Raw genomic sequence first — 9,761 nt, 5'->3', positions numbered from 1 at the left:
CGCAGGGGGGTGAAACCGCCTTTGACTTTGAAGTTAAGCCTTTGACGTTAAGCAGCAGCAGTTGCAGTTGCAGTTGCAGTGGGCCAGGCAAAAACACAGCAACCATCCACACATATAAGCCCCCCGCCCTGCGGGCACCTACAAATCCCCCCCCTGACCGCTTTGCTCCCGCAACAACACCGTCATCCGCTGCGCAAGCGGCGAAAGATAAGCCCCAGCCCGCGAGATCACCCCCACGCGCCGGCGCAAATCCAGCTCCTCAAGTCCCAGGTTCAACGGCCGCAGGCCAATCTGCATCGCCTCCGAATCTCCGCCCGACACGCTCAGCATCTGCGTGCCCCTCACCAGCTGGAACAACGAAGCGCTGCCAAAATCGGTTTCGATCCGCAAGTTCGGCTCGGCAAGCCCCTGCTTGCGAAAGGCTGCGTCGACCTGCTGCCGCAGGGCGATATGCGGCGCGGGAAGCAACCATTCCTGGCCCACCAGATCCGCCAGCGTCACCTTGCGCCGGCGCAGCAGCGGGTGCGCGCCATCAGCCACGACGACAAGGCGGTCGTCGAACAATTCTTCCACCGCGAACTCGCTCGCGCGCTGCTTCTGCATCGGCGCGACGGCAAGGTCCAGTTCGCCCGCAAGCAGCAGATCCATCAGTTCCCGCGCCATGCGCCTGCGCAGGCGAAGCCTGGCGACCGGCCGCTCCTTCACGAGTTGGCGGCAGGCGCCCAGGAAGAGCGCGTTGGGTATGGAAGGCGAATAGCCCAGGCGCAGGATGCCCTGCTCGCCGGTCCGGATGCCTTGCATCTCCTTGAGCGCATCCTCGTACTCCAGCCGGATTCTCCGGGCGCGTTCGATAAACTGCGCGCCGGCTTGCGTCGGGGTCATGCCGTGGACCGTGCGCTCGAACAGGGGCAGGCCGATCTGCCCTTCCACCCGCTGCACCGCCTTGGTCAGGGCTGGCTGGCTGATGCCCAGCGACTCCGCGGCGCGGCCGATGCCGCCGTGGGCATCCACGGCCAGCACGTACTCAAGATCCCTCGTCTCCATTCTGACATTCCTGTTGGTTATGTCTTTATAGCCAGTACGGCATTGTGGTGATGCCACGCATCTTACAGACTACGGCAAAGAATCACCACGGAGACACAAAATGGGTTTCGCTTTCTTCCTGCGCCGCGCCGCGCGCTATTGGGGGGACCACGCCGCGGTCCTCTATCAGGACCGGGTCCTGACCTACCGCCAGCTGGACGAGCGCTCCAACCGCCTGGCCAACGCGCTGCTGGGCCTCGGCCTGGTCAAGGGCGACCGCGTGGCGATTCAGTCTCGCAACCGTACGGAACTGGTCGAGATCGAGTGCGCACTGTATAAGGCCGGCCTCGTCAAGGCGGCGCTGAACCCGCGTTTCACCGCCGCGGAAGCCTCGGATGTCGCCGAGAACTGCACGCCCCGGGTCATGATCGCGGGGCCGGGCTATACCGGCTACTCCCCGGCAACCGCGGGCTTCGGGTCGGTGGAGACCTTCATCACCATCGGCCGCCCCGCCGCAGGCTATGCCGACTACGAGTCGCTGCTGTCAGGCGCAAGCGATGCACCCGTCGATGTCGCGCCGCTCTCCGATGACCTCGCCGTATTGCATTTCTCGTCGGGTTCCACCGGCAAGATCAAGGCGGCCATGCAGAGCTACGGCAACCGCCTGGCGGCGCTGCGCAAGATGCTGCTCAGCATGGACAATCCTGCCCGGCCCGGCGATCGCCTGGCGTTGATCGGGCCGGTCACGCACGCCTCCGGCATGTTGATGCAGCCCTACCTGTACACCGGCGCGACCCTGGTCCTGTTCGACAAATTCGAGCCCGCGCATTTCCTGGCGGAAGTGGCCAGGCTGCGCATCACCCATGTGTTCATGGTGCCGGCCATGATCAACATGCTGCTGGCCGAGCCAACCCTGGCCAGCGCCGACCTGAGCAGCCTCAAGACACTGGCCTACGGCGCCGCGCCGATGGCGCCGGCCCGTATCCGCGAGGCATGGGAACGTATCGGCCCCATCCTGTCGCAAGGCTACGGGGCGAGCGAGTCCACCTCCGGCGTGACCCGCCTCTCCACAGCCGACCATGCCGAGGCAATGGCGCACCGGCCCGAGCGGCTGGCGTCCTGCGGTCGGGCCCTCGGTGAGACGGAGGTGTGCGTGGTCGACGAGCAGGGACGTGAAGTGCGCGGTGACGAAATCGGCGAACTGGTGATCCGCGGCGAGGATGTGTTCCAGGGCTACTGGGGCGAGCCGGCGCTGACGCGCGAGGCGCTTGCCGATGGCTGGCTGCGCACGGGCGACCTGGCCCGAGTCGACGAGCAAGGCTACATCTACCTGGTTGACCGCAAGAAGGACATGATCATCTCCGGCGGCTTCAATGTGTACCCGACCGAGGTCGAGGCTACCCTCTACCTGCACCCCGACGTGATGGAAGCCTGCGTGATCAGCGTGCCTGACGACACATGGGGCGAAAGCGTCAAGGCTGTCGTCGCGCTCAGGCCCGGCCGGCAAGCCAGCGCCGATGACCTCATCGCGCACTGCCGCGCACGGATCGCGGACTACAAGTCGCCGCGATCCATCGACTTCGTCGCCGACCTGCCCAAGAACGCCAGCGGAAAACTTGCCCGGAAACTGGTACGCGAGCCGTACTGGCAAGGCGTGTCCCGCCGCGTGAATTAAGGAGAATCGCCATGTTCGACCATCTGACCAACCCCACGCTCGTCGAGACCCGCGCCGCGATCCGCCGCTATATCGACGAGGAATTGCTGCCGCTGGAGCGGGAACTTGGCCTCGGCTCGGAAGACGTCTGGCCCAGGGATGTGCTGCGCGGCGTGTGGCGCCGTTCCAGCGAGCTGGGGCTCTATGCCGCCTGCCTGCCGGTGCAGCTGGGCGGCAAGGGCCTGAACATCGCCGAGCAGTGCGCGCTGAAAGCGGACCTGGCCGTCAGCGGCGCCGTGCTGGCGCCGCATGTGCTGGGGGACCTGGGCGGCCCGCCGCGCGTAGGCAATATGCTCAAGTACGCGACGCCCGAACAGCTCGCGCGCTACTTCCAGCCGGTGATCCGGGGCGAGAAGTCGACCTGCTTTGCCCTCACCGAGCCGCATTCCGGTTCGGACGCCCAGAGCATCTCGACCACCGCCGTGGCAGATGGCGACGAGCTGGTCGTCAATGGCCGCAAGCACTACATCAGCGGTGCGCCATTCGCCGATTTCGCCATCGTCATGTGCGTGACCGATGCCACAGCGTCGCCGCCGGCCATCACGGCCGTGCTGATCGACCTGGACCTGCCCGGCGTCAAGGTCAGTACCGAATACGTGCCGATGTCGGGCCAGCATATCGATGCGGATATCGAGTTCACCAATGTACGGGTGCCGCGCGCCAATATCTTTGGCGGAGAAGGCAACGGCTTCAAGCTCGGCATGTCGCGCATCAACGTCAACCGGCTGCTGCACTGCCCTACCATGCTGGGGCTGGCCACCACGGCCTATCGAGCCTCGCTCGAATACGCCGGCAAGCGGCGCCAGTTCGGCGGACCCATTGCACGCTTCCAGGCAATCCAGCACATGCTGGCGGACATGGCCGCCGCGCTGTGGGCTTGCGAGAGCATGATCGCGCAGACGGCGGCGCTGGCCGATAGCGGTGCCGACCTGCGCATGAAGGCCGCGGCGTGCAAGCTCTATATTTCCGAGCGCTGCTTCGAGGTAGCCGACAAAGCCGTGCAGATCCACGGCAATGTCGGCGTCACCCGAGGGCATCCGGTCGAGCAGGCTTTCCGCAAGCTGCGCATGTTCCGGATCTTCACCGGCACCAGCGAGATCCAGCGCAATACCATCGCCCGGGCGATTCTCGAGCCCATGCAGGCGCAGGCTTGAGCGGGCAGGCACAAGCAAACGTTGACGAGCCGGCGCGGCAAGACTGCGCGGCCCCAAAAAGGAGACAACCCATGAACCGCCGAACCTGGCTTGCCGCGGCAAGCGCGGCCGCCTTGAGCAGCGTGCTGGCCCCGGCGCGCGCCGCCGCGCCCTATCCCAACCGTCCCATCCGCCTGATCGTCCCGTTCCTGGCAGGCAGCGCCCCCGACAATATCGCGCGGACGCTGGCGGCCGAACTGGGGCGGCAGCTGGGTCAGCCACTGGTGGTCGAGAACATGCCCGGCGCCGGCGGCATCATCGGCGCCGGCGCCCTGAAGCGCGCCGCGGCGGACGGATACACGCTCGGCATTCTCGCGAATACGCATGTCATCAATGTGCATATGTATCGCAACATGCCATACGATCCCGCGCACGATTTCACTTCCATCGCGGCGATTTCCGGCGGGCCGACCGCGCTCGTGGTGCCTGCGGATGCGCCCTACAAGACCGCGGGCGACCTGATCGCCGCGATGAAGCGCGCCCCCGGCAAGCTCAACTACGGATCCGGCGGCAAAGGCAGCATCGCGCATCTGGCCGTCGAAGCCCTGCTGCACCAGACCGGCACCGAAGCCGTCCATATCCCGTATAAGGGTGCGACGGAGATCATTACCTCCATGCTCAGCGGCCAGACCCAGTTCGGCATGCCCGTGCTGAGTACCGCGACCCAATACCTGCGCAACGGGCAAGTCCGGGCGCTGGCGGTATCGTCATCCGCGCGCTCGACTTATTTCCCCGAGGTACCGACGTTTGCCGAGGCCATGCCGCCCGGCTTCGTCCTCGACAACTGGACCGGCCTGTTTGCCCCCGCGCGCCTTCCCGCCGAACTCACCCAGCGGCTCTTTGCCGCCGTCAGCGAGTTACAGGCCAGCGGGCGCCTCGATGCCCAGATCAAGGCCAACGCGGGCGAGCTGCGCCGCAGCGCCTCCCCGGCCCAGTTCAACGCAACGGTGGCCGCCGACAGCGCCCGCTACGGCACGCTGATCCGCTCGATCGGCATGAACGGCGACGTAAGCTGAATCGAATCCACCTCACCCGGAAAACACCATGAAACCAGAGTGGTCCTGCCTCAAGGACGTCAAGATCATCGATGTCAGCCAGCTGCTGCCGGGCCCGCACGCCACCAGCCTGCTCCTGCAACTCGGCGCGGATGTCATCAAGGTGGAGCAGCCGGGCATCGGCGACACCTCCCGGCAACTCGGCCCCGCGGTGTTTGCCCAGTTCAATCGCGGCAAGCAATCCATCGCGCTCGACCTGAAATCCGCGGAAGGGCGTAGCGCATTCCTCGGCCTGGTGCGGGATGCGGACGCCGTTGTCGAAGGCTTCCGGCCCGGCGTGATGCAGCGCCTCGGCCTGGGTTATGACACGCTCGCGGCAGTGAATCCCGCCATCGTGCTGTGCTCCATCTCCGGCTTCGGCCAGACCGGCCCCTATGCCGACCATGCCGGCCACGACCTGAACTATCTGGCCCTGGCGGGCTACTGGTCCGTCCCGGTCCAGGTGGCGGACAAGGTCTCCCGCCCGCGTGCCCGTGTCTCCGACTACGCGGCCTCGGGCTACGCCGCGCTCTCGCTGGCGGTAGCCATCATGAGCGCGCGCCAGAATGGCCACGGCCAGCATCTCGATGTCTCGATCCATGACGCCATCCTGTCCTGGACCGCGCATGGCGCATGGGCCGCGCGCGGCTACGAGGATCGCCCCCATGAATCACCCACCGTGATGCCGGACAACGATATCTTCGAGACGCGCGATGGCCGGCACCTCGCCATGGGCATCCTCGAAAACAAGTTCTGGCTGAACCTGTGCGATGCCCTCGGCGCCGCGTTCCCGGCGCTGCTCGATACCCGGTTCAGTTCCCGCGCGGGCCGACAGCAGCACAAGCCAGAGGTGAACGGCCTGCTCACAGGCATCTTCCTGACACGAACGCTCGCAGAGTGGACCGACGCCTTCGCTGCGCTGGACCTTCCCTTCTCTCCTTCGCTAAGCGCGCAGGAGCTGTTTGCCGACCCGCATGTGCAGGCACGCGGCATGATCCGTGCATTGCCGGGGGAGCAAGCCATCACGCTCGGCTTCCCCGTCAAATTCTCCCTTGGCTTGCCGGCAAGCGACGACCACGTTCCGGCACTGGGCGAGCACGGCGCGCCATAAGCCGGGCGGCGTCAGGGTTGCGCCCGCCAGAGCGAGGGCGCAACCGCCTCCTCCCGCCGCCACGCCGCGCGGAAGGCCTGCGGACTGGCAAAGCCGCAACGCTCGGCAACGATCTCCACGGCCCAGTCACTGCCCTTCAACAGCCGGCGCGCGAGATCGAGTCATAGCTGCTGCTGGTATTGCTTGAGCCCGCCGGGATCGAGGATGTGCACCTTCGGCGGAGTACAAGGAAGATATGCTTCATGGCAGATTTTTTTCCATGCCTGTCCTTCTTTCGAATAGCAGCCAATCTTGCTTGTGGTTAGTATGGCAGCGGATTTACCGCTTCGGCTATCGCGGCTAAGTCGGCTAAGGCGGCTCTCGATACGGAGGAAGGGAACATGCTGGAACTCAGGCCAACCTGCGAGCACTGCAACAAGGCGCTGCCGCCAGCTTCGCTGGAAGCACGCATCTGTAGCTACGAATGCACATTCTGCGCCGGATGCGTGGACGATGTCCTGGGCAATGTCTGCCCGAATTGTGGAGGCGGCTTCGCGCCAAGGCCGATCAGGCCGTCGAAGAACTGGAAGAACGACAACTTCCTCGGCAAGGATCCCGCCAGCGCCAAGGTCAAGCACAGGCCGGTAGATCCTTCCGCTCATGCTCGGTTTTCCGCAGTCATAGGGACGATTCCTCCCGAACAGCGATAGCGCGGCGGCACAGTCGCTGTAAACTCTGCCTCTTCAGACCAAGAACGAGTGCAACCAATGAGCAGCGAACTTCAAGTTGAAGATATCCGGCCCGGCGACGGCAAAGAGGTAGTCAAGGGCGCCCTGATCACCACCCAGTACACCGGCTACCTGGAGGACGGCACCAAATTCGACTCCTCCCACGATCGCGGCAAGCCTTTCCAGTGCGTCATCGGGACCGGGCGCGTCATCAAGGGCTGGGATATCGGACTGATGGGCATGAAAGCCGGCGGCAAGCGCAAGCTTCATGTGCCGGCCCATCTCGCCTATGGCGAGAGACAGGTCGGGGTTCATATCAAGCCGAACTCGAACCTGGTCTTCGAGATCGAGCTGCTCGAAGTGTTGACGCGGGATGACTGAGGCCTGGTCTCCACCTGAGCGGACGCTGGCCACGCACTGCGTCCGCGGCACGCGCTCTTTCCGGTGCCAGGAGGCGCTATATAATGCTGCGCCTCCCCTATTCCGAACAAGCGCCATGAAGACAGCCGCATTGTTGACTCTGGCACTAGCCCTCCAAACATCGGCGCACGCTGCCGGGGACGTACAGGCCGGAAAGGCGTTGTTCGCCACGCGATGCGCCTCTTGCCACAGCGTCGGGCCATCCGCGCGCGGTGCGTTTGGTCCTCAGCTCAATGCCATCTTTGGCAGGACCGCCGGAGGAACCAACGACTACACCTACTCTCCCGCAATGAAGAAATCGGGGATCGTATGGTCTGAAAAAACGCTGAGCGATTTTCTCAGGTCACCGGGCAAGGTTGTGCCCGGTACCAAGATGCGGTTTTGGGGACTCGGCAACGAGCGGCAGATCGAGGACCTGCTGGCGTACCTGCATTCGTACCCGTAACGATCAACAGCGACCAGCAAGGACTAGATTGCATTTCGCCAAGGGGGATTTCCGTGGAATACATCGACGTCATCTGGAGGCACGAGTTTTCCTCGGAGCCGGTTCGCCTTGTGTCGGAGCTCAATAGCAAGCGCTTCGAGACCCGGAAACTGGAGTTCTTCCCGGATGGAAGCGTAGGCTTCGCAAGCATCGGGGCAACAACCGGAAGAACCAACCTTGGGCTCGTTCCCGTGCCACTTCTCGACGAGATCAACGCGGATCCGGAGTTCGAAGGGGTGGCAATGACGCCCGAGGCGTTTGAAATCCTCTGGCTGCAGCACGCGTGCCCGGCGCGGCATTGACAGCAGACCCATTGGCAATATTCCGGCTCGCTTCCCCCCCGCTTCCTTCCCGGCCGCCACGCGAAACCGAACCTGGTTGAAACGGCGGCGCCGGCAGAATAAGGTGTAGGAAACCGGTCGCAACGGCAATGCCACCACGCCATAGCCACGCCGCGACAGCGAAGCGAACCCAGGAGGAGCCGACATGCAAGACAGTTCGGATGACGCGGGCACGGCCCTGGTCAAGGTGCGTCCCGGCCGGGAAATCGCAACGAGCCAGCGGCTGCCTTACTTCGTGGGCATTTCCGCCATCAGCGCGGGGGCGAAAGGCCTGTCGATGTACCTTGTCGTCGTCCCGCCAGGCGGGCACGCCGAACCGCACGTGCACAGCGGTTACGAGACCGGGATCTACATGCTGGAGGGGCGTGTCGAGACGCGATACGGGCCCGGACTGCGGCAGTCGGTCATCACCGAAGCAGGCGACTTTCTGTTTATTCCTCCCGGCGTGCCGCATCAGCCCTTCAACCTGAGCGCGACGATAGCCGCGAGAGCCATCGTCGCGCGCAACCTGCCCGACGAACACGAGCAGGTCTTGCCGTACGATCCATCCAGCGGCGACGAGTACGGCGCTTGAAGCGTCGGGTCAGGTGCCTGGGCCCGCTTCGCTAATCAGCGCGCTGTGACGCCCACTCGCTGAACCGCTGTAAATGGTTTTTCGCTTCGCCCACTCCACCTCGGCGGCAGTGGCGTAAGTAACCCCTGGCTCCCACCAAAGCGCGGCTTCCTGCTGGAAGGACGGCCGCTGTTCCATGCGAGCGATCAGCGAAACGAGTTTGGGGCGGTCCGGAGCGCGCCAGGACAACCGCAACGGGCGAGTTTCAATGAAAGGCTCGGCTTTGTGGCCAGCCATGAGGGCTATAAACTGATCTTGTAGTTCCCCGCGGCGCCGGCGCATAAGGATTGCACCAAAGCTTCGTTGCCCGGGCCGCGCCGGCTGGCTACTGTCATTGGATACGGAACTGCCGCGCCATGCTGGCAACGTGAAGGAACGCCAATGAAAGACCTGATCGACTGGATCACCGCCATTGCCACCGTCGTGCTTGTCTACGCGGCACTGCGGCACCCGCTCTACCCGCCCCGCTTCGGCGCGGCAGACGATACGCCCGGAAACAGCCGTACCGGCCGAGATGTGGATCCGGGCAACGCGGACAATTCGCGGGCGCACGCCACGCAGCGCTGACCCGGCAGGCGCCCCGCTTTCAGCGAGCGCATGGAGAAAAGGCTATTCAGCGCGCCTTTCCCGGTACACAGTCATCCACCATCCCCGCTATCCGGCCGGCACTCAGCCAGGGATGCCATTCATCCGCGCTGCGGATCTCGACATCCGAGCCTTCCTGGGCCCGGCGCAAGCTGATCAGGTGAAAGAACCGGTAATCGGAGTCCTGGGCGCGCCCAACCCGGATATCGACCCGCCCCGGCTCCGGGTATGCGACCACGCTGGCGTCATCCCCCAGCCTGCCTTTCAGGCACAGCACCAGGTCGCTGACGCTGGCATTGGAATGCACGCGCCGTGGTTCCGACGCCTGTATGGAACTCGCGTTAACGCCACCGGCACAACCCGAAAGCAATAGCGCTTGCGCCGTCAGCGCGGCGGCCAGCAATATCAAACCTTTAGACATTCCCTCTCCTTGGGCAGATTGGGGAGTCATGTTACATCAGGTGCTTATGAATACTCCCGCCGCTAAAGCCGTCGGCTTGTAGCGGGGGTTTCCGGGTTCGGCGACTCATGCACCT

12 protein-coding genes and 1 pseudogene are annotated in these 9,761 nt (G+C 64.5%); 10 read left to right on the top strand and 3 right to left on the bottom strand.

Annotated elements, in window-relative coordinates:
- Window positions 1-138: 138 nt before the first annotated feature.
- Window positions 139-1,044: a LysR family transcriptional regulator gene (locus tag CF70_RS30635; protein WP_035874641.1), complete on the bottom strand. Its 906-nt coding sequence runs from the start codon at window positions 1,042-1,044 to the stop codon at window positions 139-141.
- A gap of 100 nt (window positions 1,045-1,144) precedes the next feature.
- Between CF70_RS30635 and CF70_RS30630 the strand changes: the two genes are divergently transcribed.
- The 4 genes from CF70_RS30630 to CF70_RS30615 all read left to right on the top strand — a co-directional run bounded on the left by CF70_RS30630 (window position 1,145) and on the right by CF70_RS30615 (window position 6,075).
- On the top strand, window positions 1,145-2,698 hold the full coding sequence (locus CF70_RS30630; protein WP_035874639.1) for an AMP-binding protein: 1,554 nt from the start codon (window positions 1,145-1,147) through the stop codon (window positions 2,696-2,698).
- A gap of 11 nt (window positions 2,699-2,709) precedes the next feature.
- A complete protein-coding gene (locus tag CF70_RS30625; protein ID WP_035874636.1) occupies window positions 2,710-3,891 on the top strand; it encodes an acyl-CoA dehydrogenase family protein in 1,182 nt (393 codons plus the stop codon).
- 71 nt (window positions 3,892-3,962) lie between these two features.
- A complete protein-coding gene (locus CF70_RS30620; RefSeq protein ID WP_035874632.1) occupies window positions 3,963-4,946 on the top strand; it encodes a tripartite tricarboxylate transporter substrate-binding protein in 984 nt (327 codons plus the stop codon).
- A 28-nt stretch (window positions 4,947-4,974) separates the two neighbouring features.
- Window positions 4,975-6,075, top strand: a complete 1,101-nt coding sequence (locus CF70_RS30615) for a CaiB/BaiF CoA transferase family protein (RefSeq protein WP_035874629.1) — start codon at window positions 4,975-4,977, stop codon at window positions 6,073-6,075.
- Window positions 6,076-6,086: 11 nt separating this feature from the next.
- On the opposite strand, the pseudogene CF70_RS38700 reads toward CF70_RS30615, so the two are convergent.
- Window positions 6,087-6,224: pseudogene (locus tag CF70_RS38700) on the bottom strand (AraC family transcriptional regulator); the annotation flags it as partial.
- A gap of 231 nt (window positions 6,225-6,455) precedes the next feature.
- Here CF70_RS38700 and CF70_RS35475 point away from each other — a divergent pair.
- The 6 genes from CF70_RS35475 (at window position 6,456) to CF70_RS30585 (ending at window position 9,207) form a co-directional block, all read left to right on the top strand.
- The gene (locus CF70_RS35475) at window positions 6,456-6,764 is read left to right on the top strand and encodes a DUF1272 domain-containing protein (protein WP_081862435.1); all 309 of its coding nucleotides are present in this window, start codon (window positions 6,456-6,458) and stop codon (window positions 6,762-6,764) included.
- 57 nt (window positions 6,765-6,821) lie between these two features.
- Window positions 6,822-7,163, top strand: a complete 342-nt coding sequence (locus CF70_RS30610; protein ID WP_035874627.1) for an FKBP-type peptidyl-prolyl cis-trans isomerase — start codon at window positions 6,822-6,824, stop codon at window positions 7,161-7,163.
- Between the two features lie 115 nt (window positions 7,164-7,278).
- On the top strand, window positions 7,279-7,647 hold the full coding sequence (locus tag CF70_RS30605; protein ID WP_035874625.1) for a c-type cytochrome: 369 nt from the start codon (window positions 7,279-7,281) through the stop codon (window positions 7,645-7,647).
- A 53-nt stretch (window positions 7,648-7,700) separates the two neighbouring features.
- A complete protein-coding gene (locus CF70_RS30600) occupies window positions 7,701-7,988 on the top strand; it encodes a DUF6881 domain-containing protein (RefSeq protein WP_035874622.1) in 288 nt (95 codons plus the stop codon).
- A 184-nt stretch (window positions 7,989-8,172) separates the two neighbouring features.
- Complete coding sequence (locus tag CF70_RS30595; protein WP_035874619.1) at window positions 8,173-8,601, top strand: cupin domain-containing protein; 429 nt, start codon at window positions 8,173-8,175, stop codon at window positions 8,599-8,601.
- Between the two features lie 420 nt (window positions 8,602-9,021).
- Entirely contained in the window at window positions 9,022-9,207 is a 186-nt protein-coding gene (locus CF70_RS30585; protein WP_035874614.1) for a hypothetical protein, read from the top strand.
- Window positions 9,208-9,253: 46 nt separating this feature from the next.
- Here CF70_RS30585 and CF70_RS30580 read toward each other — a convergent pair whose 3' ends face one another.
- Window positions 9,254-9,646 carry a hypothetical protein gene (locus CF70_RS30580; RefSeq protein WP_035874610.1) on the bottom strand — a complete coding sequence of 131 codons (393 nt, stop codon included), beginning with the start codon at window positions 9,644-9,646 and terminating at the stop codon, window positions 9,254-9,256.
- Between the last annotated feature and the right edge of the window lie 115 nt (window positions 9,647-9,761).

It is taken from the genome of Cupriavidus sp. SK-3, from assembly GCF_000611145.1.
Classification (GTDB): domain Bacteria; phylum Pseudomonadota; class Gammaproteobacteria; order Burkholderiales; family Burkholderiaceae; genus Cupriavidus.
The sequence above is the reverse complement of the archived record's forward strand: the minus strand, read 5'-3'. Positions and strand labels throughout refer to the sequence as shown.

Excerpts from the sequence above, each read along its gene's own strand:
- CF70_RS30625 (WP_035874636.1), top strand. The coding sequence starts at position 2,710 with ATGTTCGACCATCTGACCAACCCCACGCTCGTCGAGACCCGCGCCGCG.
- CF70_RS30610 (WP_035874627.1), top strand. The coding sequence starts at position 6,822 with ATGAGCAGCGAACTTCAAGTTGAAGATATCCGGCCCGGCGACGGCAAA.
- CF70_RS30595 (WP_035874619.1), top strand. The coding sequence starts at position 8,173 with ATGCAAGACAGTTCGGATGACGCGGGCACGGCCCTGGTCAAGGTGCGT.
- CF70_RS30585 (WP_035874614.1), top strand. The coding sequence starts at position 9,022 with ATGAAAGACCTGATCGACTGGATCACCGCCATTGCCACCGTCGTGCTT.
- CF70_RS30620 (WP_035874632.1), top strand. The coding sequence starts at position 3,963 with ATGAACCGCCGAACCTGGCTTGCCGCGGCAAGCGCGGCCGCCTTGAGC.
- CF70_RS30605 (WP_035874625.1), top strand. The coding sequence starts at position 7,279 with ATGAAGACAGCCGCATTGTTGACTCTGGCACTAGCCCTCCAAACATCG.
- CF70_RS30615 (WP_035874629.1), top strand. The coding sequence starts at position 4,975 with ATGAAACCAGAGTGGTCCTGCCTCAAGGACGTCAAGATCATCGATGTC.
- CF70_RS30635 (WP_035874641.1), bottom strand. The coding sequence starts at position 1,044 with ATGGAGACGAGGGATCTTGAGTACGTGCTGGCCGTGGATGCCCACGGC.
- CF70_RS30580 (WP_035874610.1), bottom strand. The coding sequence starts at position 9,646 with ATGTCTAAAGGTTTGATATTGCTGGCCGCCGCGCTGACGGCGCAAGCG.
- CF70_RS30630 (WP_035874639.1), top strand. The coding sequence starts at position 1,145 with ATGGGTTTCGCTTTCTTCCTGCGCCGCGCCGCGCGCTATTGGGGGGAC.
- CF70_RS35475 (WP_081862435.1), top strand. The coding sequence starts at position 6,456 with ATGCTGGAACTCAGGCCAACCTGCGAGCACTGCAACAAGGCGCTGCCG.